The following is a 24589-nucleotide window of genomic DNA, read 5'->3' as shown; positions in this document are numbered from 1 at the left end:
TTTGACGGCGACCGTTCAAAAGTCAAGGATTCCATGACATCCGCGCGGCGATCTCACCCGGACCCCTCGGCCGCGCCACAGCGGCCACCGGGACACAGCGCCCGCACAGGGTCACCACAGGCACGCCCCCGCGAGCCGCGGGACGCTGGAGCCATGACCGCAGCCACCGCCCCCGTCGGCCGCCCCGACCAGCCGCGCCTCACGCGCCCGGACGGCTCCCCCGTGCGCGTCCTCGTGGTCGACGACGAGCCCAACCTCGCCGAGCTGCTCACCTCCGCGCTGCGCTACGAGGGCTGGGACGTCTCCACCGCGCTCGACGGACGCAGCGCGATCCGCACCGCGCGGGAGACCGGGCCCGACGTCGTCGTGCTCGACGTCATGCTCCCCGACATGGACGGCCTGACCGTGCTGCGCCGCCTGCGCGAGCGCGACACCGACGTCCCGGTGCTCTTCCTCACCGCGCGCGACGCCGTCGAGGACCGCGTCGCCGGGCTCACCGCCGGCGGCGACGACTACGTGACCAAGCCCTTCAGCCTCGAGGAGGTCGTGGCGCGGCTGCGGGGCCTGCTGCGCCGCGGCGGCGCGACCGCGCAGCGCGAGGACGCCGTGCTCGTGGTCGGCGACCTCGAGCTCGACGAGGACGCGCACGAGGTACGGCGCGCGGGCGAGGAGGTCCGTCTGACGGCGACGGAGTTCGAGCTGCTGCGCTACCTCATGCGCAACCCGCGCCGCGTGCTGTCCAAGGCCCAGATCCTCGACCGCGTGTGGAACTACGACTTCGGCGGGCAGGCCAACATCGTCGAGCTCTACATCTCCTACCTGCGCCGCAAGATCGACAAGGGCCACGAGCCCATGATCCACACGCTGCGAGGCGTCGGGTACGTGCTCAAGCCCGCCGCCGGGGCGGACGGCGCCGGTGCCTGACGCGCTCGCGCGACGCCCGACGGCGCTGCGCCGCCGCCTCGTGCTCGTGCTCGCCGGCGTCGTGCTGCTCGTCACCGTCGGGCTCGCCGCCGCGTCCGCGCTCGCGCTGCGCACCCAGCTCGTCGAGCAGGTCGACCGCGGGCTCGAGCAGGCGAGCGAGCGGCTCGCCCGTGGCTTCGGGGACGGCCCGGACGCCCCGGCGCAGCAGCCGCCCGACGGCAGCGGCGCCGCGCCCGACCCCGGCGGGCCGCCCGACGACCCGTCCCGCTTCCCCGCAGGCACCGGCCCCGGCAGCGCCGTCCTGCGCTACGACGGCGGGGAGATCGTGCTCGCCCAGTACGTCAGCCCCACGCTGGAGCGCGTCACGCTCGACGCCGCGCAGGTCGCCGCGCTCGAGGACGTGCCCGCCGACGGCGAGGCGCACGACGTCGACCTGCCGGAGCTCGGGTCCTTCCGCGCCGTGCACCGGACCACGGACGACGACCAGCCCGTCGTCGTCGCCTCGAGCACCGAGCCGGTCGACGCGACCGTCGAGAAGTACGTGCTCATCGAGGTCGGGCTCGGCGCCGCGGGCCTGCTCGCCGCCGTGCTCCTCGGCACGTGGCTCGTGCGGCGCTCGCTGCGACCGCTCGACGGAGTCGCCGCCGCCGCGAGCCGCGTCTCCGAGCTCGAGCTCGCACAGGGCGAGATCGACGCCATCCCGCGCGTCCCCCCTGACCTCACCGACGAGCGCACCGAGGTCGGGCAGGTGGGGGCCGCGCTCAACCGCATGCTCGAGAACGTCGAGACCTCGCTCCAGGCGCGGCACGACTCCGAGACCCAGGTGCGGCGGTTCGTCGCCGACGCCAGCCACGAGCTGCGCACCCCGCTCGCCTCCATCCGCGGCTACGCCGAGCTCGTGCGCCGCTCCCCCGACGACGTCCCGACCGCCACCGCGCGCTCGCTCGACCGCATCGAGTCCGAGGCCGTGCGCATGACCGGGCTCGTCGAGGACCTCCTGCTCCTCGCCCGGCTCGACGCGGGCCGCCCGCTCGACCGCGCGCCCGTCGACCTCGCGGCGCTCGCCGTCGATGCCGTCATGGACGCCCACGCCGCCGGCCCCGACCACGACTGGGCGCTCGACCTGCCCGGCGAGGACCTCGACCTCGACCTCGCGGCCGACCCGCCCGACGGGTTCGACGACGCGCCGGACGACGACGTCGACCTCGAGGTCACCGGCGACGAGGCGAGCCTGCGGCAGGTGCTCGCGAACCTCCTCGCGAACGCCCGCACGCACACCCCGCCCGGCACCCACGTCGAGGTACGGCTCGCGACCGGCGGCGACGACGTCGTGCTCTCCGTCGCCGACGACGGCCCCGGCATCCCGGCGACCTTGCGCCCGACGCTCTTCCGCCGCTTCACGCGCGGCGACGACGCGCGCAACCGCACCGGCGGCTCCACCGGCCTCGGCCTCGCCATCGCCGACGCCATCGTGACCGCCCACGGCGGCACGATCACCGTGACGTCCGCGACCGCGGACGAACCCGGGCCCACGGGCACGACGTTCACGGTCCGCCTCCCCCGCGACCACCCCTGACGATCCATGCCCGGCCCGAGGCCCGCCCCGGCTCCCCGCCGAGCAGGTCGCGCCCTGTGCTTCAGCCCTTGACGCAGAGGAGCGTCGTGAGCCGCGCGACGACCTCGACGAGGTCGGACTGCGCGCGGATGACCTCGTCGAGGTCCTTGTACGCGCCCGGGATCTCGTCCAGCACCCCGACGTCCTTGCGGCACTCGACGCCCGCCGTCTGGGCGGCGAGGTCGTCGAGCGTGAAGGTCTTCTTCGCCTTGGTGCGGGACATGCGACGCCCCGCACCGTGCGACGCCGACCAGTAGGACTCCGGGTTCCCGAGCCCGCGCACGATGTACGAGCCGGTGCCCATCGACCCGGGGATGAGCCCGAGATCGCCCTTCCCCGCCCGGATCGCGCCCTTGCGGGTCACGACGAGCTCCTGGCCGTCGACGTGCTCGACCGCGACGTAGTTGTGGTGGACGTTCACGGCCTCGTCGAACGCGATCTCCCGACCCGGGAACGACGCACGCACGGCGTCGACGACGAGCGTCATCATGACCGCACGCGACCGCGCCGCGTACTCCTGCGCCCACCACAGGTCGGCGAGGTACGCGTCCATCTCCGGCGTGCCGCCGAGGAACACCGCGAGCTCGCGGTCGACGAGCCCCTGGTTGTGCTCGAGGCGCTTCGCGACGGCGACGTGCTGCTCGGCCAGCGTCTTGCCGATGTTCCGCGACCCCGAGTGCAGCTGGAGCCAGACGGAACCGAACTGATCCAGACACAACTCAACAAAATGATTGCCCGAGCCAAGCGTCCCTAGCTGGCGGCGCGCACGGCCCTCGATGTCCGAGACACGGCCGTGCAGGCCGGAGAACCGCGACCAGAACGCGTCCGCGCCGCGAGCGACCTCGGCCGGACCGCGCCCGGAGATCGAGCGCAACCGGTGCGGATCGACCGGCTCGCCGTGCGCGTGGAACCCGACGGGGACGGCGGCCTCGATGCGCGCGCGGACCGGCCCGAGGTCGTCGGGCAGGTCCTCCGCGGTGAGGGACGTGCGGACGCCGATCATGCCGCAGCCGATGTCCACGCCTACCGCGTTGGGCGACACGGCGTCGCGCATCGCGATGACCGAGCCGACGGTCGCGCCCTTGCCCAGGTGGACGTCCGGCATGACGCGCACGCCCTCGACCCACGGCAGCGCGGCGATGTTGCGCAGCTGCTGCAGCGCGGCGGGCTCGACGGCGTGCTCGTGCGCCCACATGAGGGTGAGTGCCTTCGCGCCCGACAGCGGGACGGGGAACGCGTGGGCCTCGGTGCTCACGATGCTGACCTCCTCGGGTCGTCCTGACGATCATGACGCCGCCCCGGCGGGGCGGCGAGGTGCGCGCGGGAGGACTCGAACCCCCGACGCCCGGCTCCGGAAGCCGGCGCTCTGTCCGCTGAGCTACGCGCGCTGGTGCTCCTTAACGTCGAGCAGACGGGACGCGAGGCGTCCAGGTGCCCTCGGAGGGAGTCGAACCCCCGTCTCCGCTTCCGTAGAGCGGCGTCGTGTCCGTTGGACGACGACGGCAGTGCTTTTCACCGCAGGCGCACGACAAATGCGCGCCGACGGCTATGGAGCAGAATGGCGGCACGAGAAATGCACCCTGCTCGGACGCATTCACGCACAAGAAAAAGGCCGCCCCGGTGATGTCCCGGGACGGCCTGTCGTGCGACGCTGTGGTCAGACGACAGGACCGCCGGAGTCGCCGGCGAGGAACGAGGACACGCTGAGATACGCCACGGGCAGCACGACGCGCGGCTGCTCGCAGGGCAGCACGGGACGTCGCCGGTCCTGCTGGACGGGTTCGCGCACGGTACTGCTCCTCTCGGTCGCGTCGGGTGGCCCACGCACCGGAATGTCGTCGACCGAGGAAGACCCTACGCGCCTTTCCCGATCGACACAACCCTATTTCCCGCATTAGTCAGAAATTCTCCGACCGAGGTCCCGCACGCCGCCCGGAGGGCCGCCGGCCGGCGGCCCTTTCTTGCCCGGAGTCGAGCTCGGCCCTCCGCGCCCGGTGGGATCGCCGGCCCCCGCGCGAAGCCTTCGCACAGGACGCAGGCCACCACCTCTCGCCCGTGGGGGCTCGGCCGGCGGGTCGGCCGGAGGCCAGCGGTGCCTGGCACACTTTTCTTTCTGGCGCGCCGACCCTCGGCGCTCCGGACGACGAACGACCGGGGCTGTCGGCGGCACCCGGTAGGGTTCCGGACGTTCCGGACACACCTCCCGACGCCGACGCACCACGCGGCCGGGCCGACGACAGGAGACCCGCCGCCATGATGGGCGCCCACCACGCCGCGACCGGAGCCGCCGCCTGGGTCGCGGTGACGTCCACCGCCCCGTTCGCGCTCGGGTGGCACCCCGTGTCGTCGGTCGGCGTCATGACGGGTGCGGTCGTGTGCGCCGGGGCCGCGCTCCTCCCCGACGCCGACCACCACAACGGGACGTTCGCGCACTCGCTGCCGCCCGTGAGCGAGTGGGTGTCCGACGCGGTCGAGACGATCTCCGGCGGCCACCGCCAGGGCACGCACTCGTTCCTCGGCATCGCGGTGTTCACGGCGCTCGCGTGGCTCGTGGGCCTGGTCACGGTCGAGACGGAGAGCTTCGGCACGGTCTACGTGGGCGGAGGCCTCCTCGCGGTCCTGCTCGTCGCCCTCGCGCTCAAGGCGCTCAAGCTCACGCGGCGCGGCAAGCTCATGCCCTGGGTCACGTCGCTGACCGTCGCGGCCCTCGTCGCGCTCTTCTCGCCCGAGGAGTGGAACTGGCTCCCGGTCGCCGTCGGGATCGGCGTGACCGTGCACATCCTGGGCGACGTGCTCACGACCAACGGCGCGCCGCTGCTGTGGCCGGTGAAGCTCCGCTCCCCGCGGTGGGTGCGAAGGTCCCTCGTCGTCGACGACGTGTGGCGCCCCAGCGGCAGCTTCGCCCTCCCCCTGCTCGGCGACACCGGGTCCGTGCGCGAGTGGATCCTCGCGACGGCCGTCGGCCTCTACGCGACCGTCGGGTTCGTGTGGTCGGCGCTCGACCAGATGGGCTACGACACCCAGGGGACGTACGAGCGCGTCGCGTCGGCGATCCAGGCGCTGGCGTCGGGCGTCGCCTGAGCGGCCACGGCCGCGGTCACCGCGCGCGATCGCGAGCACGATCACGAGCGCGGTAATTCCCTTGCCCCGTCCCGCGCCCGGGTGGGACGGTCGCAGGACGTCGCCCGCGCCGTCGGGCACCGGAGGAAGGAGGAACGCCATGAGCTGGACGACCCACGCTCGCGTGTCCACCACCCCCGGGAGCACCGACCGCCGCTAGGCCGGTCGACGACCGTCCGAGACGGTCCGCGCCCGCCGCCGCCCGCGAGGCGGCAGCGCCGGCGCCGTGCGCTCCCCGCCCGAAGGAGCCCACCCGTGCCCGAGCACGACCTGCTGTACCCCGACCCGTACCTCCCGCCGACGTTCGCGGGAGACCCCCGTACTCCCCCGCCCCGCCGCCTGCGGCGCCGCGACGACCTCGACGACGCCGGTCCGACCGCGGGCGTCCTCGACGCCGCGCTCGGCGACGACCAGCGCTGGTCCACGTGGTCCGCCGTCGAGAAGGGGCAGCGCGGACCCGAGCCGCGCCCCGACTGGGTCGTCACCGCCGACGCGGCCGTCGACACCGAGCTCGGCGTGCTCAAGACCGGCAAGGAAGCGGACGTGTTCCTCGTCGAGCGCGCCGTCCCCGACGACGCCGCCCAGCGCACGCTGCTCGCCGCCAAGCGTTACCGGGACCTCGACCACCGCGCGTTCCGGCGCGACACGGTCTACACCGAGGACCGCCGCGTGCGCCGCACGCGCGACCGGCGCGCGCTCGACCGCAAGTCCCGCTACGGCCGCCAGGTCGCGGCCGGGCAGTGGGCAGCGGCGGAGTTCGCCGCCCTCGGCGAGCTGTGGTCCGCGGGGGCTCCCGTGCCCTACCCGGTGCAGATCGACGGCAACGAGATCCTCATGGAGTTCGTCGGCACGTCGGACGGCGTCGCGCACGAGGCCGCGCCTCGCCTCGCGCGCACCCGCCCCGACCCGGACCTGCTCGCGTCGTGGTGGGACCAGCTCCGCGACGGCATGGCCGTGCTCGCGCGGCTCGGCTACGCGCACGGCGACCTGTCGCCGTACAACGTCCTCGCGGACGGCGACCGGCTCGTCATCATCGACCTGCCGCAGGTCGTCGACCTCGTGGCGAACCCGTTCGGCACCGAGCTCCTGCTGCGCGACTGCCGCACGATGTCCGCGTGGTTCGCCGCACGCGGGCTCGAGACCGACGCCGACGAGCTCTTCGCGCTGCTGCTCGCCGAGGCGTGGTGACGGTACGACGACCGGAGGACGCAGCGCGCGGCGTGGGACGATCGCCGCGTGCTGCGCCTCGCCCTCGTCGGCCTCGACTCGTCCCACGCCGACCACTACCTCCGGCTCGTCGAGGTCGAGCGGCGCTGGCCGGGCGTGCGCGTCGTCGCGCTCGTCGACGGCGAGCCGGCCCGGCGCGCGGAGCTCGCCGCGGCGGGCGGGCTCGCCCTCGCCGAGGATCTGGTCACCGTGCCCGACGTCGTCGGCCGGGTCGACGCGGCGTTCGTCGCCCACCGCGCGGGCCGGCTCCACGGCGCCGCGGCCCGCACGCTCCTGCGCGCGGGCGTCCCGGTGCTCGTCGACAAGCCGTTCGCGGCGTCGGTCGCCGACGCGCGGGCCACGCTCGACGTGGCCCGCGCCCACGGCGCCGCCGTGACGACGGCGTCCGCGCTGCGGTTCGCTCCCGAGGTCGCGGCCGCCCGCGCCGTCCTCGCCGCCGGCACGGCCGGCGCGGCGACGACGTCGGCCGGGCCGGTCGTGGAGGTGTCGGGACCCGCCGACCCGGCCGACGAGCGCGACGGGCTGTTCTTCCTCGGCATCCACGTCGTGGAGGCGGCGCGCGCCGTGGTGGGCGGTCCTCGCGGCGTGGGGTGGGCGCCGCCCGTCGTGACGAGCTCGACGGACGGGATCGTGGCGACCACCCGGCTGGACGACGTCCCCGTCCGGCTGCGCTTCCTCGACCCGGTCGCCCACCCGACCGCGGGGTTCACGGTCGCGGTGCGCACGCCGCGCGGCGCCGAGCGCTCCGAGGTCGTGCTCGGCGCCGACTACCTCGCCCCGGTGGTCGAGCACGCGCTCGCGGTCCTCACGCCGGCGTCCGGCACCCCTGCGGGCACGACGGCGCGCCCGGCCGCGGCCGACGACGCCGACCGGATCCACGCCGAGCAAGCGACGGTCCTCGCCGACCTCGCGCTCCTCGAGCAGGTCACCGCGGCCCTGCCCGCCTGACGCGCGCGGCCGAGGCGCCCGGCCGCGCCGACGCCGGACCGACGCGGTAGAACGGGACCATGGATCCCTCCACCGCGTCCTTCGACGCCGACGACGTCCAGACGTTCCTCACGACCTACGGGGTCGCCCTCTCCACGGGCGACCTCGACACGATCGGCGAGAGCTACGCGTTCCCGGCGCTCGTGGTCGGGTCGACCGGGTCGGTGCTCCTCGCCGACCCGGAGGACGTGCGCGAGTCGACCATCGAGACCGCACGCGGGTTCCGCGAACGTGGCCTCGTCGGTGTCGTCGCCCACCTCGAGGACGTCGAGGAGGTCGGCGACGCGCTCGTGTGGGCGCGCGTGCGCTGGAGCTACCGCGACGAGTACGCGAACGAGCAGGAGGCGCAGGAGGTCCGGTACCTGCTGCGCCGCGCGCGCGACACGTTCGAGGTCTGCGTCGTCGCGCCCATCGCTCCGTAGCCCCACGCCGTCGACCTGCCGGCGCGGGGCTGCTGGCACGGGACTGCTCGGGCGCGTCCGGGGCGGGGGTCAGGACAGCCGGTTGTCGCGGTCCTCCCACGGCGTCGACGCCGCCTCCTTGTGCGGGGCGCCGTCGTCGGGCTGCAGCGCCCGGACGACGAACGACCCGGCGGCGAGCACGACGCCGCCGGTGAACGCGACCTGCAGCACGGTGAGGAGCAGGCCCACGAACCACGTGCCGACGAAGGAGTAGGTGAGGTTCGCGAGACCGACGTTCTGGACGAGGGCGCTCCCCACGGTGAGGCCGACGCCGGTCCAGAACATCGTGCGGGCGGTGAGGCGGGGTGGCATCGCGGGTCCTCTCGTCGGTGAGCCGGTGCGGACGACCCGCCGTCGCACGCCGGGCCCTGACCGCTCCGTTCCTACCACGCGCGCCCACCGGACGGCGACGAACCCGTCAGTGGAAGTCGCGCGACGTCGTCGCGACCTGGAGCGAGAGCGGCGCGAGGTGCTCCGCGACGAGGTTCGTGGCGCCGTCGGCCCGCTCCAGCCGCCCGCGCACGACGAGCGCCGCGGACCCGCGCGCGACCTTCCGGAACCGCTGCCACAGCCCGGGCGAGCACACGACGTTGAGGATCCCCGTCTCGTCCTCGAGCGACAGGAACGTCACGCCCCCGGCCGTCCCGGGGCGCTGGCGGTGCGTGACGACGCCGCCCACCGCGACGCGCGACGACGGGTGCGGGCGCGTCCCCGGCACCTCGCCCGCCGCGCGCTCCGCCTCGTCGACCCGCTCGATCTCGCGCGACACCTCGACCGCTCCGACGACGGTGAGCACCCCGGCCGCCGTCAGGCCGTCACGCACGTACTGCGTCGGGTAGGAGTCGGCGGACACGCCCGTGGCCCACACGTCGGCGACGGCGGTCTCGACGTCGGTCATGCCGGGCAGCGCCGGGGCCTCGACGCCGACGCTCACGCCCGGCAGCGTCCCCGGGCCCTCCTGCGCGAGCGCGCCCGCCGCCCACAGCGCCTCGCGCCGCGTCACGCCGAGGCAGTCCGTCGCCCCGGCGGTCGCGAGCCCCTCGAGCTGGGCCGTCGTGAGGTCGACGCGCCGCACGAGGTCGCGCAGGTCGCTGAAGGGCCGGCCCTCCCCCGGCGTCCCGCGCGCCGCGACGACGCGCTCGGCCGCGTCCTTGCCGAGCCCGCGCACGCTCGCGAGCCCGAGCCGCACCGCGAGCCCGAGGTCGGGCTCCGGCCCGAACGCGGTGTCGATCCGCACCTCCCCGCCGAGCATGCGGCTGTCGCCCGTCCGGCCGCCGGGACGGTCGGTACCCGCATGGTCGGCGGGCAGCCGCTCGACCGTCGCCTCGACGTCGGACGCGTTGACGTCGGGGCGCAGCACGGTGACGCCGTGGCGGCGCGCGTCCGCCACGAGAGACTGGGGCGAGTAGAACCCCATGGGCTGCGCCGCGAGCAGCCCCGCGTAGAACGCGGCGGGGTGGTGCACCTTGAGCCACGAGCTCGCGTAGACGAGGAACGCGAACGAGTACGCGTGCGACTCGGGGAACCCGAAGTCCGCGAACGCCTTGAGCTTGTCGTAGATCTCCTCGCGCACGGCCGGGTCGGTGACGCCCTTCTTGCGCATCCCGTCCATGAGCCGCCCGCGCAGCTCCTCCATGCGCTCGACGGACCGCTTGGACCCCATCGCGCGCCGGAGCTGGTCGGACTCCTTCGGGGAGAAGCCCGCGACGTCGATCGCCATCTGCATGAGCTGCTCCTGGAACAGCGGCACGCCCTTCGTCTTGCCGAGCGACTTCTTGAGCAGCGGGTGGAGGAACGTCACCTCCTCCCGCCCCCGCGCGCGGTTGATGTACGGGTGCACGGAACCACCCTGGATCGGCCCGGGACGGATGAGCGCGACCTCGATGACGATGTCGTAGAAGTTCCGCGGCTGCAGCCGGGGCAGCGTCGCCATCTGGGCGCGCGACTCGACCTGGAACACGCCGACGGTGTCGGCCGCGCACAGCAGGTCGTACACCGCCGGGTCGTCCTCGGGCAGCGTGTGCAGCGCGAGGCGCGGGCCGCCCTCGTGCCGTTCCACGAGGTCGAACCCGATGCGCAGCGCCGTGAGCATCCCGAGGCCGAGGAGGTCGAACTTCACGAGCCCGGCGTCCGCGCAGTCCTCCTTGTCCCACTGCAGGACGGTGCGGCCCTCCATGCGCGCCCACTCGACGGGGCACACCTCGATGACGGGGCGGTCGCACATGACCATGCCGCCCGAGTGGATGCCCAGGTGCCGCGGGAGCCGGAACATCCGGTCGGCGAGGTCGAGCACCGCCTCGGGGATCTCCCCCTCCTGCGCGGCCGACGGCGGCCGGTGCGCGGGCACGACGTCGTGCGTGTCGTCCGCGCGCAGGACCTCGCCCTCGTCCACCGCGAGCGGGTCGACGACGCGCGGTCGCCACGCGCTCCGGCCGCTCAGGTCGGGCGACCAGTCGCCACGATGCCCGGTGTGCGGACGTTCGTCGCGAGAGGCGGCGGCGCGGGACGTGCCGGTGCGCGACGATCCCACCCCCCTCCCCGCCGAACCCACGTCGCGCGACCCCCACAGGCGAGCCTTCTCGGCGTCCTTCTCGGCGGTCTTCGTCGCGATGGCGACCTCCTTGGCCTTGCGGTCGGCCGCGGGCGACGACGGGTCGGGGCCGCGCAGCGACCCCCACCGCTCGATGGACTTGCTCCACGCGTCGGCCTGCCCGACGTCGTACCCGAGCGCCCGGGCCGCATCCCGCACCGCAGACTTGGGCCGGTAGGAGATGACGTTCGCGACCTGCGCGGCGTGCGTGCGGCCGAACTTCTCGTAGACGTGCTGGATGACCTCCTCGCGCCGCGCGGACTCGATGTCGATGTCGATGTCCGGCGGGCCGTCGCGCTCGGGCGCGAGGAAGCGCTCGAACAGCAGGCCGTGCTTCACCGCGTCGACGGCCGTGATGCCGAGCGCGTAGCAGACCGCGGAGTTCGCGGCCGACCCGCGGCCCTGCGCGAGGATGCCGTTCACCCGGCAGAACTCGACGAGGTCGTAGACCACGAGGAAGTACCCCGGGAAGTGCAGGTCCTCGATGACGCGCAGCTCGTGGTCGATCTGCGCCCACGCGCCCGTGATCTTCTCCTGGCCGCGCGGCCCGTACCGGTCCTCGCCGCCGCGCCGCACGAGCTCGCGCAGCCAGGTCGCCTCGGTGTGCCCGTCCGGTACCGGGTAGGGCGGCAGGTCGGGTGCGACGAGGTGCAGGTCGAACGCGCACTCGTCCCCCAGCGCGGCCGCGGTCGCGACGGCCTGCGGGTGCCGGGGGTGGCGCGCGAGCATCTCCGCCGCGGAGCGCAGGTGGGCCGTCGGGGCGCCGGGCAGCCAGCCGTCGAGGTCGTCGAGCGACGAGCGCGCGCGCACGGCCGCGAGCGCCCCCGCGAGGTCGGCGTCGCGCGGGTGCGCGTAGTGCGCGGCGGTCGTCGCGACGAGCGGCAGCCGGGCGTCGGCGGCGAGGTCGGCGAGCGCCGCGTGCAGGTCGGCGTCGCGCGGGTCGTCGGTCGTGGTGATCTCGACGGCCACGTTGTCGGCGCCGAAGAGGGCGACGAGCCGGTCGAGCTCGCGGCGGGCCGCGGCGCGCCCGGACGTGACGAGCGCGCGCCGCACCGCTCCCTTGCGGCACCCGGTGAGGACGAGCCACTGCCCGGCGGCCTCCGCCGCGAGCTGCTCGAGGCGGTAGTCGGCGGCGCCCTTGGTGCCCGTCGCGAGGTGCGCGGTCGCGATCGCGCGCGACAGGTTGCGGTAGCCCTGCGTGCCGCGCGCGAGCACGAGCAGGTGGGTCGAGCGTGGGTCGGGCACGCCGGTGGGCGGGTCGAGCACGGGCGCGCCGGTCCCGGTCGGCGCGGGCAGGTGCAGCTCGGCACCGAAGACCGTGGGGAGCCCGACCTTGCGCGCGGCCTCGGCGAAGCGCACGACGCCGTACAGGCCGTCGTGGTCGGTGATCGCGAGCGCCGACAGCCCGAGCCGCGCGCCCTCGGCGGCGAGCTCCTCGGGGTGGGACGCGCCGTCGAGGAAGCTGAACGCGGAGTGCGCGTGCAGCTCGGCGTAGCGCGGGCCGGTGGTCCGGTCAGTCATACAGGCCCTCCACGGTCCACCGCCCGCTCGCGCTCGCGAGGAGCAGGCCGCGACCGTCGTCGAGCAGGACCTGGACGTGCACGCGGCGCCGGGGCGCGGGCGTCCACCAGCGCTCGGCGAGCGGCCACGGCCCGGCCCAGTCCACGACGGCGCGCGCGGACCCCGGCCCGGGCAGCGCCGCCTCGCCCCGGGGTGCCGCCGCGCGGCGCGGACCCTCCTCCGGCGCGGGGGCCGGCCACCGCACGGTCGCGGGCTCGCCGCTCATCGCGAGGCGCGCGTCGACGACGACCGGCCGCCCGGCGTCGTCGAGCACGACCACGTCCTGCGGCTCGACGGGCACGACCGCGGGAGCGGGGCTCGGGAGCGCGCCGGGCCACGGCAGGGCCGGGTCGCGCGGGCGCGCGACGTCCTCCCCGAACGGCACGAGGTGCACACGGTCGGTCGCGTCGCGGCCGCCCTGGACCTCGACGCGCAGGACGGCGTCGCCGCCGAGGATGCCCTGCACGCGCCCGAGCGCGCGGTGGGCGCGCGCGTCCTCGCCGCTCGACGCGCCCCACAGGCGCGGCTGCTCCGCCCCCGCGGGGACGACCTCCTCGGCCGTGAGGGACAGGCGGGCCAGGGGTGCGGCGTCCGGCACGACGTCGGCCCCGCCGGGCGAGCCGCCGCGCTCGCCACCCCGCCTGCCACCGCGCGCGGTCCGGGCCGCGCGGGCGGCGCGGACGCTGGTCGTGGTGAGCCAGCCCTCGAGCTGCCACCGGACCTTGTCCGTGAGGCGCGCCGGGCTCATCGCGCCCGGCCCGTCGAGCCGCCAGGTGCGCTCGAGGTCGTCGCCCTCGACGGTCCGCGCCGTGATGCGCAGGCGCCCGGCGACGAGCGAGCGCGCGACGAGCTGGTCGTGCAGGTCCTCGGAGAGCCGGCGCGCGGCGAAGGTCGCGACGTCGACGCGCTCGGCGGGCGGGTCGAGCTCGGCGCTCACCGCGACGTCGGGCTCGACGCGGCGCCGCGCGGGCGGGCGCAGGTCCTCGCCGCGCGCGAGCCGGTGCGCCCACGCGCCGAGGTCGCCGAAGCGTCCCTCGACGGTCGCGGGCGGCAGGGCCGCGAGCGCCCCGAGGGTGCGCACGCCGAGCCGGCCCAGGAGGTCCACGAGCTCGTCGACCGCGACGGCGGCGTCCGGGCGGGCGGTGACGTGCACGAGGTCGCGCGCCGGCCGGGGCGCGAGGAACGCGGCGGAGCGGCCGGGCGGGACGACGGCGGCGTCCCGCGCGGCGAGCACGGCGGCGAGGATGCCGTCGGCGACACCCACCTGGCTCTCGTGGCCGGTGCGCTCGGCGACGCGCGCGACGAGCGCCTCCGCGAGCGCGGCGTCGGACCCGTGGTACCGGCTCGCCCCGGTGGCGGGCAGGAGCAGCAGGCCAGGCCGGGTGATCTCCAGCCCCGCGACGACGGTCTCGGCCGCGAGCGCGACGGGCTCGAACTCGCGGGCGTCGCGCGCGTCGTCGACGTCGAGCAGCTCGAGCTCCGGGCAGCACTCGCGGGCCCGGCGGCGGCGCATGCCCCGGCGCACGCCCTGGGCGCGCGCGGTCGCGGAGACGGCGACGACGCGGCGGCCGTCGTGCGTCGCTGCGGGGACGTGCGCGGGGACGTCGCGCACCGCCATCGCCGCGAGCACCGGCCAGTCCGGCACCCACAGGGCCGCCGTGCGGGTCGGGCTCGTGCTCATCCGACGAGCCTCAGCCCGGGACCACCCTGCTCGCCGAGCGCGGGGTATTCGTCGTCGCGGGAGCCGACGGACTGCACGTCCCCCGCGCTCACCTGCGCGGGCTCGGTGAGGAACGCCGGCCAGTCCTCGTGGGCGAGCGGGAGCTCGACCTCGACCCGCACGGGGCGCGCGGCGCCCCCGCGGCCCGCGCGCTCGACGGCGAGGGTGCGGCGGCGCAGCCAGCCCGCCCCGCGGTCCGCGCCGGACCAGCCGCCGCCCGTCACCGTGAGCGCGACGTGCGCGCCCGGCCACTCCCCCGCGGCGACGAGCAGGGCGCCGCGCTCGCGCGCCCGGGCGGCGAGGCGCCTGCGGTCGGTGTCGGTGAGGGCGGCGTCGGGCCCCACGACCACGACGTCCAGGCCGTCGACGAGCGCCGAGATCGCGAGCGCCGCGTCCGGTCCCGGTCGCGGGACGAGGACGACGCGGTCGAGGTCCGCGCCGACGTCGGCGGCCGCGAGCAGCCCGACCGCGGGGAACCCGACGGCGGCGGTCCACGCCCCGGCCCGCGACGGCCGCGCGACGAGCGCGAGCAGGAGGCTCGTCGAGCCGCGCACCGCGAGCACGGTGCCGCGCTGCAGGGCACCGAGCGGGAGGAGCGGCGCGAGCGCGTCGTGCACCGGCCACGCCCGCTCGTCCGGGATCGCGTCCGGGCTCGTGTCCCGCACCGCGCCGTGGCGGCCGCGGGCGCGCGCCGGGCGCTCGGCCGGCGCGACAGAGGTCGGCCGGGCGATCGCCGGCGAGGAGACGTCGACGAGCGGGACGTCGGTGGGGAGGACGTCGGTGAGCGGGACGGCGCCGGCGCGCGGGACGGCGGTCGGCGCTGCCGGGACCGCAGGGGCGACGACCGCGCGGTGTCGGCGGACGCCCGTACGCTCCTCCGCACGGCGCAGGACCGCGCGGGCTCGCTCGGCCTTGTCGGCGGCGGCGCCCGTCGCCGGGCCGGCCGCGCCCGCCCGCTCGGCGGGGTCGGCGAGAAGGGTCATCTCGCCTCCCGGGGATGCTGCTGGACGGGACGCGCGCCGCGCGTCGGCTGTCGTGGGCGTCGTTCTGCACCCACCGCTGTTCGAACAGACGTTCGAACACTTCCAGTGTTCGACCACGGTCGCGGGGTGTCAACTCCGCAGGTGAGAGCCGTCGGCTTCGTCCCGGATGCCCCGATGAACCCTCGACCTCTCCTCGAAGGTTCGTCCTGACCTTCGACCTCCACCTGAACCTGAACCGGCGGACGTGCCACGGTGCGACCGGTTCGGCACGATAGGCCCATGGCCGACGTGAACCTCGACTCCCGACCTCCGGCTCCCGACCCCTACTCCCTCCTGCCCGCCGTGCCGTCCTTCACGCTCACGAGCAGCGACCTCTCCGACGGCGAGCCGCTCCCCCGAGCGTTCGCCGCCGAGGGCGAGGACCGCTCCCCGGCCCTCGCATGGTCAGGCTTCCCGGAGGGCACGCGCTCGTTCGTCGTGAGCTGCTTCGACCCCGACGCCCCGACGCCCGCGGGGTTCTGGCACTGGACCGTCGCCGACGTCCCCTCGTCCGTGACGTCCCTGCCGGCCGGCGCCGGGGCGGCGGACGGCTCCGGGCTGCCCGCCGGCGCGTTCCAGGTCCGGCACGACGGCGGCGCGCCCGGCTACACGGGCGCCGCGCCGCCCGCCGGGGACCGCGCGCACCGCTACGTGTTCGCCGTGCACGCGCTCGACGTCGACTCCCTCGCCGACGCCGCCGGCCTCGGCCCGGACGCGACACCGACCGCCGTCGCCTTCAACGCCTTGTTCCGTACGCTGGCCCGTGCGACGCTCACGGTCACGTACCGCGTCGCGGACTGACACGAACGCCGCTCGCGCACTCACCGACCGCACCCACCGACCGCCGAAGGACCCATGGACGCCCGCACGACCCTGCCCACGCTCGGCTCGCTCACCTGGGAGCCGGCGCTCGACCACCTCGATCTCGTCGCCCCCGTGACCGCCGACGCGCTGCGCCGCTGGGCCGAGGCCGACCCGGACGTCGCGGCGCTCGTCGCCGTGACGGAGATCGACCCCGACCTCGCGGACACCGCGACGCTCAACGCCGCGTTCGACCTGCCCGTCGAGGCGTCGGCCAACTGCGTCGTCGTGGGCGGCGCGCGGGCCGGCGACGAGCGGATCGCCGCCGCCGTGGTGCGCGCGCACACGCGCGCCGACGTCAACACGCGCGTCCGCAAGCTGCTCGACGTGCGCAAGGCGTCGTTCCTGCCGACCGACCGCGCGACGGCCGAGTCCGGCATGGAGTACGGCGGCATCACGCCCGTCGGCCTGCCTGAGGCGTGGCGGGTGCTCGTGGACGCGCGCGTCGTGACCGACGGCGCGCTCGCGCTGATCGGCAGCGGGGTGCGGCGATCGAAGCTGCTGCTCCCCGGCGACCTGCTGGGCCGCCTGCCCGGCGTCGAGGTCGTCGAGGACCTCGCGGTCCCCGTCGCCTGACCGGGCCTGCGCTCAGCCCTCGAGCACGACGAGCCGCTGCGTCGCGCGCGTCATCGCGACGTAGCGGTCCACGGCCCCCTGGACGCCGTCGCCGAACGCGTGCGGCTCGACGAGCACGACGAGGTCGAACTCGAGGCCCTTCGCCGTCTCGGGCGTGAGCCACCGCACCCGCGTGGTCCTCTCGCCCTCGTCGCCGACCCCGCCGTCCGGTCCTCCGCCGGACGCCTCGGACGGCCCGGCGGCGCCGATCACGCACGCCGTGCCGTCCGCGTGCTCGGCGAGCCACGCGTCGAGGATCTTGTCGAGGTCCGCGACCGCCCCGCGGGCGACGGGCACGCCCGTGCTGCGCACCGACGTCGGGACGTTCGCGTCCGGGAGCGCGGCGCGGACGACGGGCTCCGCCTCGGCCATGATCTCCCGCGGCGTGCGGTAGTTGACGCTCAGCGACGCCTCCGCGACCCGGTCGAAGCCCACGCGCGCGAGCCGCTCGCGCCAGCCCTCCGCGAACCCGTGACGCGCCTGGGCCCGGTCCCCGACGACCGTGACGCTGCGCGAGGGGCAGCGGCTCAGCACCATCTGCCACTCGGCGTCGGTGAGCTCCTGCGCCTCGTCCACGACGACGTGCGCGAACGGCCCCGCGAGGCGGTCGGGCGTCGCGACGACGAGCGCACCGTCGTCGACGAGCGCGTCGCGCAGGTCCTGCCCCCGCAGCATCTGCATGACCCCGAGCTCGCTGTCGTCGGTCGCGACGAGGTGGTCGACGACGTCGTCCATGCGGGCTCGCTCCGACGCCGCGGCGGCCTCGTTGCGCCGGCGCCGGCGCGACGCCTCCGGGTCGCCGAGGCGACGGCGCGCGGCGTCGAGCAGCGGCAGGTCCGCCGTCGTCCAGGCGTGCGCATCCTCGCGCTGGAGCATGCGCACCTGCTCGGGCGTGAGCGACGGCGCGCACAGGCGCAGGTAGGCGGGCACGGACCACAGGTCGGCCACGAGGTCGGTCGGCTCGACGAGGGGCCACGCGCGGTCGAACGCGGCGCCGAGCGCGCGGTGGCTCCGCAGGGCACGGCGCACGTCGTCGGCGTCGAGGTCCACGGCGTCCTCCGCGGCTCCCCCGCACGCCTTGTCCACCAGGATCTCCACGAGCGCGCCCCACACCTCGTCGCGCGCCTCGTTGTGCGGGGTGCCCGGGTCCACGGACTCGAACGCCTCCGCCCAGTCGGCGGTGGAGAGCCAGACGTCCACCCACGGCGTCTCGACCTCCATGCCCTCGGTGGGCGGGCGCTCGGAGAACCGCACGGCCGGTTCGATCGCGGCGACGAGCTCGACGGACGCCTTGAGCCGGGCCACCTCGGGGTCGGCCTCCTCGCGCGCCGTCGCGCCCTCGGGGACGAGGTCGCGCAGCGTGCACGTCTGCACGCCCTCCTCGCCGAGACCGGGCAGCACGTCGGCCACGTACGCGAGGTAGGGACGGCTGGGCCCGACGACGAGCACTCCCCCGTGCCCGCCACCCACGTGCGGGTCGGCGTAGAGCAGGTAGGCGGCGCGGTGCAGCGCCACGACGGTCTTGCCCGTCCCGGGGCCGCCGTCCACGACGAGCGCGCCACGCGAGCCCGCCCGGACGATCGCGTCCTGGTCGGCCTGGATCGTGCCGAGCACGTCGCGCATCCGCGGGGACCTGCTCGCGCCGAGGCTCGCGACGAACGCCGACTGGTCGTCGAGCGCCGCGCTCGACCCGGCGCCGTCGGGCACGAGCTCCTCGTCCCAGTAGTCCGTGACGCGACCGCGCGTCCACCGGTACCGGCGCCGCGCCGCGAGACCGAGCGGGTGCGCGGGGGTCGCGGCGAAGTACGGCTCCGCGACGGGCGAGCGCCAGTCGACGAGCAGCCGCTCCTCGGCCGTGTCCGTGAGGCCCACGCGTCCGACGTACACGGGGTCGGACCCGTCGGCGAACGTCATGCGGCCCAGGCACAGGTCGACGCCGTAGCGCTGGAGCAGCCGCAGCCGCCCGCTGAGCCGGTGGATCTCCTGGTCGCGCTCGAGCGCCTCGGTCCCGCTCCCGCCCGGCGCCCGGCGCGCCGCGTCGAGGCGCCGCGCGAGGTCTGCGACGGAGCGCTCGAGGCTCGCCGCGATGGCGGCGAAGTGCCGCTCGTCGGCATCGACGAGCCCCGGGTCGGCCTTCGCGGCCAGCCGGGCGGGCAGGGCGAAGAACGGCGCGGGCCACGGATCCGCATCAGCGGTCGGGTCGGTGGTCGGGTCGGCGGTCACGGGGGCGTCGGGCAACGTCATCAGCTCCGGTCCGAGGTCCAGCGGGGACGGCGCGGGCCACGACGACCCACGCACGAGCGGAGATTCTGCGCCCCGGAGGGGGCCTTGCCGCAAGACCCCCCGTGCGCTATACCTTGGAAAGGGAGGGAGGCCGTCGGCCTCCCTTTTCCCTTCGCACCGGCAGAAGAGCAGGCCCCGCACCGAGGACGGTGCGGGGCCGCTTCTCGCGTCTCGGCGGAATCGCGTGGACGCGTCAGCTCTCGGCGCGACCCTCGCGCCAGTAGCCCATGAACGCGACGGCGCGGCGGTCGACGCCGAGGTCGGCGACGAGGTGGCGGCGCAGCGTCTTGATCGCGCTCGCCTCGCCCGCGAGCCACGCGTAGAGGACGGTGTCCTCCTCGAGCAGCCCGGGGACCTCCCAGAGGATCGACGCGTCGACGTCGATGTCCTCGAGGTCCTCGGCGGTGCGGCACTGGGCGGGCGGGTCGGTCCCGAGGACACCCGCTCCGAGGATGCGCTCGGCCGCCTCCTTGACGGCGGGCACCAGACGCGCGCCGTGGGCGTCGTGCGCCCCGCCGGGGACGTCGTCGCGGGCCAGGAAGGTCACGCGCACCCCGGGCGGCGTGACGAGGTCGCGCGCGTCGCCCACGTGCGGCACCTCGACGTAGACCTCGCCCCACGCGTCGGCGGGCAGGTCCTCGCAGATCGCGGCGATCGCAGGCAGCGCCGTCTCGTCGCCCGCGAGCAGGAGCGCGTGCGGGCGGGTCGGCGGACGGAACTCGATGCCGCCGGCGGCGCCGTCGAACGTCGCGTCCGGGCCGAGCAGGACGAGCGGCGTGCCGACCTCGGCGGCGAGCGCCCAGCGCGAGGCGGGACCGGCGTCGCCGTGCAGCACGACGTCCACGTCGACCTCGCGCGCCTCGGGGCGCACCGCGACGGTCGTGTAGGTGCGCAGCGGGTTCCGGCGCTCCTCGGGCTGGTCGCGCCACGCGGCGTACCAGGCGTCGGCGTCGCGCACGAGGTGCTCGTAGCCGCCGTCGGGCGCGGGGAGCACGAACTTGATCCGCACGTCGAGGCCCGGGTCCCCGAAGAGGTCGAGCTCGGGGCCGGTGAACGTGAACCGGCGGAAGCTCGGCGAGACCTGCTCGACGCGCGCCACCTCGACGTCGAAGAAGCGCCACGGCGCGGTCGCCCGGGCGACGGGGCGACGGGCTCGGGTGCGGGGTGCGACGACGGTCTGGCTCACACAGGTGAGGCTAACCTACGCACCCTCGCCGGGGTCAACCCGTCCAGGACGCGGACCCGGCTCCGGCACCGTGAGACGCGTCACGCTCCCCGGCCGCGGCTGCGCCACAGCAGGTAGACGAAGTACGGCGCGCCCAGGAGGGCCGTGCCGAGACCCGCGGGGATCTGCTCCGGCGCGATGACGACGCGGCCGAACGTGTCCGCGACGGACACCAGGAGCGCGCCGAGCAGCATCGCGACGGGGACGACCCGGCCGTGCCGCGCACCGACCAGCGCCCGCGCGGCGTGCGGCGCCACGAGCCCCACGAACGCGAGCGCCCCGATGGCGCACACGGCGGCGGCCGTGAGCAGCGCGGCGGCCGCGAGCAGCAGCAGGCGCGTGCGGTCGAGCGCGACGCCGAGGACGCGCGGGGTGTCGTCGTCGAGCGCCAGCACGTCGAGGTCGCGGCGGTGGACGGCGGTGAAGGGTGTGAGCACGAGCAGCGCGAGCGCGACGGGGACGAGCTGCTCGAGCGTGCGCCCGTACGTGGAGCCGGAGAGCCACGTGAGCGCGAGGTTCACGTCCCACGGCGCGACGACGACCACGAGGAGCGTGATGAGCGCCATCACGCCGGCCTGGGCGCCGATGCCGATGAGCACGAGCCGGTCCGAGCTGAGCCCGCCGCGGTAGGAGAGACCGTAGACGAGGCCGAAGACGGCGAACGCCCCGAGCGCCGCCGCGGCGGACATGGGCCAGATCCCGACGCCGGGGACGAGGAGGATCATCGTCACGGCCCCGAGCCCGGCACCCGACGTCACGCCGAGCAGGCTGGGTTCCGCGAGCGGGTTGCGGCACACGGCCTGCACGATCGTCCCGGCGAGCGCGAGCGCGGCGCCGGCGAGCAGGGCGGCGAGGACGCGCGGGAAGCGCTGGTCGAGCACGAACGTCAGGTGTCGCCCGGAGAGGCCGTTCCACCAGTTGGCGACGTCGCCCAGCAGCACGACCCGGTCGCCGAGCAGCAGGCCCGCGACCGCCGCCGCGGCGACGGCGAGCGACAGGACGACGACGACCCCGAGCACCGCCCGCCGCGAGCGCGGGCGGGACAGGGAGCCGTGCGCGCCGCGCGACGACGCCGGCCCGGAGTCGCGCAGGCGCCGCGCGAGCCAGATGAGCAGGACCGCGCCGAGGACGGTCGTCACGATGCCGGTCGGCACGGCGATGGACAGCGTGCCCGGCAGCAGCAGGCGGAGCAGGACGTCGGCGCCGAGGACGACGACCACGCCGACGACCGCCGCGAACGGCAGGAGCAGCACGTGGCGTCCGAGACCGGGCACGCGGCGCGCGACGAGCCGTGCCACGACGGGTGCGGCGAGGCCGACGAACCCGACCGGGCCCGCGACCGTGACCGCGATCGAGGCGAGGAGGACCGCGACGAGGACGGACAGCACGCGCGTGCGGCGCACGTCGACGCCAAGGACGGTCGCGGCGTCGTCCCCGAGACCGAGGAGGTCGAGGCGGCGCGAGAGGAGGAGCGCGGCGAGGACGCCGACCACGACGACGGGCGTCGCCATCGAGACCGTGCGCGTGCCCGACTGGACGATCGACCCGCTCCCCCACGCGAACAGGCCCATCGTCTCCTGCTCGAACAGCACGAGGAGGACCATCGTCAGGGAGTGCAGCGCGAGCATGATCGCCGACCCGGCGAGCACGAGCCGGGTCGGCCCGTCGGCTCCGCCGCGCGCGAGGACGAGCACGAGCCCGGCCGCGGCGAGCCCGCCGAGGAACGCCAGTCCGCCCTGGAGGTAGAACGGGATCGAGATGCCGAACGCGGCGACCACGACGACCGTGAGGTACGCGCCCGCGTTGACCGCGAGCGTGTCCGGGGACGCGAGCGGGTTGCGCGCGACCGACTGGAGCACGGCCCCGGCGACGCCGAGCGCGACGCCCAGCAGCAGGCCTGCGAGGAGCCGTGGCACGCGCGAGGCGACGAGGACGGCGACCGTCTGGTCGACACCGTCGCCCCCGGTCGCCAGGCGCAGCAGGTCGAGCGGACCGACGTCCGCCGTGCCCTGCGTGAGGTGCACGGCGGCGAGCACCGCCGCGACCACGACCGCCACGACGAAAGCCCCCGCGATCCCCAGGCGCGACGTCCTCGGGCGGGGCACGGTCGTCACCGGGTCGGGGCCGCTGCTCGCGCCACCGCCGTCGGCGGTCCCGTCGGTGCCCGGGACGACGGCCGGAGCCGGGTCCTCCAGGAGGAGGGTGTCCGGCTCCGCCGTCGTGCGCTGCTCGCGGCGCGTCACGGTGTCCTCGTCAGCACGGTGGTCCTCGTCAGCCTTCTCGTCGTCCGGGCGCGCCCGCGCCCGGTGGTGGTGCGGACCGGTCTCAGGCGGCCGTCAGCGCGTCCACGACCGCGTCGGCGTAGGCCGCCGCGGACAACGGGCCGCCGAACATCCAGATGCCGTCGGGCAGACGGTGCACGTTCCCGGCCGTGACGAACGGGAGCTGCTCCCACACGGCGTTGCCGGCCAGGCCCTCCTCGAACGGGTTGGCCTCGGACTCGCTCGCGACGTAGAGGAACTGCACGTCGCCGAGCTGGGTCAGGCCCTCGACGTCGGTCTGCGCGAGGCCGTAGTCCGGGTCTCCGCCCTCGGTCCACGCGTTGACGAGCCCGAGCTCCTCGCCGATCGCGCCGAAGAACGAGCCCGGCGTGTACATGCGGATCGAGACGGCGCCGTTCGTGATCCAGCCGTCGGCCATGACGAAGTCGACGCCGCCGACCCCGGCCTCCTCGAGCGCCGCGGCGGCCTCGGCGATCTTCGCGTCGTAGGTCTCCAGCGCCGCGGCGGCCTCGTCCTCGCGGCCCGTCACGGTGCCGAGCGTCTCGACCGTGGAGCGCATGTAGCCGATCGGGTCCTCGCCGTCGGAACCGCGCAGCGTGAGCACCGGCGCGACCTCCTCGATCTGGGCGATGACGTTCTCGGGCAGGTCCGTCGTCGTGACGACGAGGTCCGGCTCGAGCGCGGAGATCGCGTCGAGGCTGGGCTCGCCGCGCGTGCCGACGTCGGGCGTGCTCGCGTCGATCGGCGCGACCGTGTCCCACGTGTTGTAGCCCTCGACGTCGGCCTGACCGACGGGCTCGACGCCCAGCGCGACGAGGTTCTCCGTGAGGCCCCACTCGAGCGAGACGATGTCGGTCGCCGGGGCGTCGAGGGTGACCTCGCCGCGCTCGTCGGTGACGGTGACGGGGCCGGACGCCGCGTCGGTCGTCGCGTCGGCGGCGTCGTCGGCCGCGGGGTCCTCGGTCGTGCCGCACGCGGTGAGCGCGAGCGCCGTGGCGAGCGCGAGGGCGCCCGCGGCGAGGGAACGGGTGGTCGAGCGCATGGGTGTCCTTCGGGGTCGGTGCCCGGGCCGCGTCCGACGGCGCGGGCCGGTGGCGGCTCGCGGCGGGCCGGGACGGCGGGCCGGGTGGTGGGTCGGTGCGGAGCGGGACGAGGAGGCGCAGGTGCGGCGGTCGGAAGGTGGTGCAGGTCAGACGAGGACGGCCGCGTCGAGGCGCGCGGCGTGCCGCCCGAGCGGCTCGCAGCACGTGCGCCCCGTGAGGGGGTGGGTGTAGACGTCGACGTGGATGCCGTACACCTCGGTGAGGAGCTCGGACGTCAGGACCGCCTCGGCGGGCCCCGTGGCGCGGACGACGCCCGAGTGGAGCAGGACGACGTGGTCGGCGACGGCCGCCGCCTGGTTGAGGTCGTGCAGGACGACGCCCACGGCCACGCCGTGCTCGCTCGCCAGGTCGCGGACCAGGTCGAGCAGCTCGACCTGGTAGCGCAGGTCGAGGTAGGTCGTCGGCTCGTCGAGCAGGAGCACCTGCGTGTCCTGCGCGAGGCACGTCGCGAGCCACACGCGCTGGAGCTCGCCGCCGGACAGCTCGTCGACGCCCCGGTCGGCCATCGCCGCGATGCCCGTGACGTCCATGGCGTGCGCGATCGCGCGCGGGCCGTCGGGGTCGTTCGAGCGGAACCGGCCGCGGTAGGGGTGGCGCCCGTAGGCGACGACGTCGCGCACGCTCACGCCCGACGGCGTGGGCCGGCTCTGCGACAGGAGCGTCACCCGCCGGGCGAAGTCCTTGGGGTGCAGGGCGAGCGCGTCGGGCGCGTCGTCGAGCGCGACCGTCCCGGCGTCGGGTCGGTGCAGGCGCGCGAGCGAGCGCAGGAGCGTCGACTTGCCCGAGCCGTTCGGCCCGATCAACGCCGTGACGGCGCCCGAGGCGAGCTCGAGCGCGGCGCCGTGGACGACGGTCCGCGCGTCGTAGGACAGCCGCAGGTCGTGCCCGGCGAGCGCCGGGGCGCCGGGCGCTCCGGCCGGGCTCGGGGCAACTGAGGGTGCACTCACATAGGTGAGGCTAATCTATGCCGCCGGGTCGGAACCAGCCCCTGCGG

19 protein-coding genes and 2 tRNA genes are annotated in these 24589 nt (G+C 75.8%); 8 read left to right on the top strand and 13 right to left on the bottom strand.

Features of this window, described 5'->3' with window-relative positions; translation table 11 throughout:
• Positions 1-153: 153 nt before the first annotated feature.
• The gene (locus JN535_RS05565; protein WP_205203474.1) at positions 154-924 is read left to right on the top strand and encodes a response regulator transcription factor; all 771 of its coding nucleotides are present in this window, start codon (positions 154-156) and stop codon (positions 922-924) included.
• Positions 917-2500, top strand: coding sequence for a sensor histidine kinase (locus JN535_RS05560; RefSeq protein WP_205203472.1), 1584 nt, complete (start codon positions 917-919; stop codon positions 2498-2500). The genes JN535_RS05565 and JN535_RS05560 overlap by 8 nt, the downstream gene beginning before the upstream one ends.
• Before the next feature lie 61 nt (positions 2501-2561).
• Here JN535_RS05560 and JN535_RS05555 read toward each other — a convergent pair whose 3' ends face one another.
• The 4 genes from JN535_RS05555 to JN535_RS21185 form a co-directional block, all read right to left on the bottom strand.
• Entirely contained in the window at positions 2562-3734 is a 1173-nt protein-coding gene (locus JN535_RS05555; protein WP_205204596.1) for an RtcB family protein, read from the bottom strand.
• A gap of 120 nt (positions 3735-3854) precedes the next feature.
• Positions 3855-3927, bottom strand: a tRNA-Arg gene (locus JN535_RS05550).
• 44 nt (positions 3928-3971) lie between these two features.
• Positions 3972-4043: transfer RNA gene (locus JN535_RS05545), tRNA-Arg, on the bottom strand.
• A gap of 153 nt (positions 4044-4196) precedes the next feature.
• Positions 4197-4328 carry a hypothetical protein gene (locus JN535_RS21185; protein ID WP_255318583.1) on the bottom strand — a complete coding sequence of 44 codons (132 nt, stop codon included), beginning with the start codon at positions 4326-4328 and terminating at the stop codon, positions 4197-4199.
• A gap of 464 nt (positions 4329-4792) precedes the next feature.
• On the opposite strand from JN535_RS21185, the gene JN535_RS05540 reads away from it, so the two are divergent.
• The 4 genes from JN535_RS05540 (at position 4793) to JN535_RS05525 (ending at position 8295) form a co-directional block, all read left to right on the top strand.
• The gene (locus JN535_RS05540; RefSeq protein WP_205203470.1) at positions 4793-5620 is read left to right on the top strand and encodes a metal-dependent hydrolase; all 828 of its coding nucleotides are present in this window, start codon (positions 4793-4795) and stop codon (positions 5618-5620) included.
• A gap of 294 nt (positions 5621-5914) precedes the next feature.
• Positions 5915-6847: a serine protein kinase RIO gene (locus JN535_RS05535; RefSeq protein WP_307868265.1), complete on the top strand. Its 933-nt coding sequence runs from the start codon at positions 5915-5917 to the stop codon at positions 6845-6847.
• Positions 6848-6895: 48 nt separating this feature from the next.
• Complete coding sequence (locus JN535_RS05530; RefSeq protein ID WP_205203468.1) at positions 6896-7834, top strand: Gfo/Idh/MocA family oxidoreductase; 939 nt, start codon at positions 6896-6898, stop codon at positions 7832-7834.
• Between the two features lie 59 nt (positions 7835-7893).
• On the top strand, positions 7894-8295 hold the full coding sequence (locus JN535_RS05525) for a hypothetical protein (RefSeq protein ID WP_205203461.1): 402 nt from the start codon (positions 7894-7896) through the stop codon (positions 8293-8295).
• Between the two features lie 69 nt (positions 8296-8364).
• Here the strand turns inward: JN535_RS05525 and JN535_RS05520 are convergent, their stop codons facing one another.
• From JN535_RS05520 to JN535_RS05505, 4 genes are all read right to left on the bottom strand, one after another.
• Positions 8365-8646 (bottom strand): hypothetical protein, encoded by a 282-nt coding sequence (locus JN535_RS05520; protein WP_205203459.1) that lies wholly within the window; start codon positions 8644-8646, stop codon positions 8365-8367.
• Between the two features lie 106 nt (positions 8647-8752).
• A complete protein-coding gene (locus JN535_RS05515; protein WP_205203457.1) occupies positions 8753-12445 on the bottom strand; it encodes an error-prone DNA polymerase in 3693 nt (1230 codons plus the stop codon).
• The gene (locus JN535_RS05510) at positions 12438-14165 is read right to left on the bottom strand and encodes a DNA polymerase Y family protein (protein WP_205203455.1); all 1728 of its coding nucleotides are present in this window, start codon (positions 14163-14165) and stop codon (positions 12438-12440) included. The genes JN535_RS05515 and JN535_RS05510 overlap by 8 nt, the downstream gene beginning before the upstream one ends.
• Entirely contained in the window at positions 14162-15187 is a 1026-nt protein-coding gene (locus tag JN535_RS05505) for a hypothetical protein (RefSeq protein ID WP_205203447.1), read from the bottom strand. The genes JN535_RS05510 and JN535_RS05505 overlap by 4 nt, the downstream gene beginning before the upstream one ends.
• Before the next feature lie 279 nt (positions 15188-15466).
• Here JN535_RS05505 and JN535_RS05500 point away from each other — a divergent pair, with 279 nt between their 5' ends.
• A complete protein-coding gene (locus JN535_RS05500) occupies positions 15467-16027 on the top strand; it encodes a YbhB/YbcL family Raf kinase inhibitor-like protein (RefSeq protein WP_240200665.1) in 561 nt (186 codons plus the stop codon).
• Positions 16028-16081: 54 nt separating this feature from the next.
• Entirely contained in the window at positions 16082-16663 is a 582-nt protein-coding gene (locus JN535_RS05495) for a YbaK/EbsC family protein (RefSeq protein ID WP_205203445.1), read from the top strand.
• A gap of 12 nt (positions 16664-16675) precedes the next feature.
• Here JN535_RS05495 and helR read toward each other — a convergent pair whose 3' ends face one another.
• From helR to JN535_RS05470, 5 genes are all read right to left on the bottom strand, one after another.
• On the bottom strand, positions 16676-18946 hold the full coding sequence (gene helR, locus JN535_RS05490) for an RNA polymerase recycling motor ATPase HelR (RefSeq protein ID WP_240200664.1): 2271 nt from the start codon (positions 18944-18946) through the stop codon (positions 16676-16678).
• 232 nt (positions 18947-19178) lie between these two features.
• Positions 19179-20171, bottom strand: a complete 993-nt coding sequence (locus JN535_RS05485) for a siderophore-interacting protein (RefSeq protein ID WP_205203443.1) — start codon at positions 20169-20171, stop codon at positions 19179-19181.
• 80 nt (positions 20172-20251) lie between these two features.
• Complete coding sequence (locus JN535_RS05480) at positions 20252-22324, bottom strand: iron ABC transporter permease (protein WP_374100485.1); 2073 nt, start codon at positions 22322-22324, stop codon at positions 20252-20254.
• A gap of 211 nt (positions 22325-22535) precedes the next feature.
• Positions 22536-23534, bottom strand: a complete 999-nt coding sequence (locus JN535_RS05475) for an ABC transporter substrate-binding protein (RefSeq protein WP_205203442.1) — start codon at positions 23532-23534, stop codon at positions 22536-22538.
• 147 nt (positions 23535-23681) lie between these two features.
• Complete coding sequence (locus JN535_RS05470) at positions 23682-24542, bottom strand: ABC transporter ATP-binding protein (RefSeq protein WP_205203440.1); 861 nt, start codon at positions 24540-24542, stop codon at positions 23682-23684.
• Positions 24543-24589: the final 47 nt, after the last annotated feature.

It is taken from the genome of Cellulosimicrobium cellulans (genome assembly GCF_016921195.1).
GTDB classification, from domain to species: Bacteria; Actinomycetota; Actinomycetes; order Actinomycetales; family Cellulomonadaceae; genus Cellulosimicrobium; species Cellulosimicrobium cellulans_F.
This window is presented reverse-complemented; position numbering and strand designations above follow the sequence as displayed.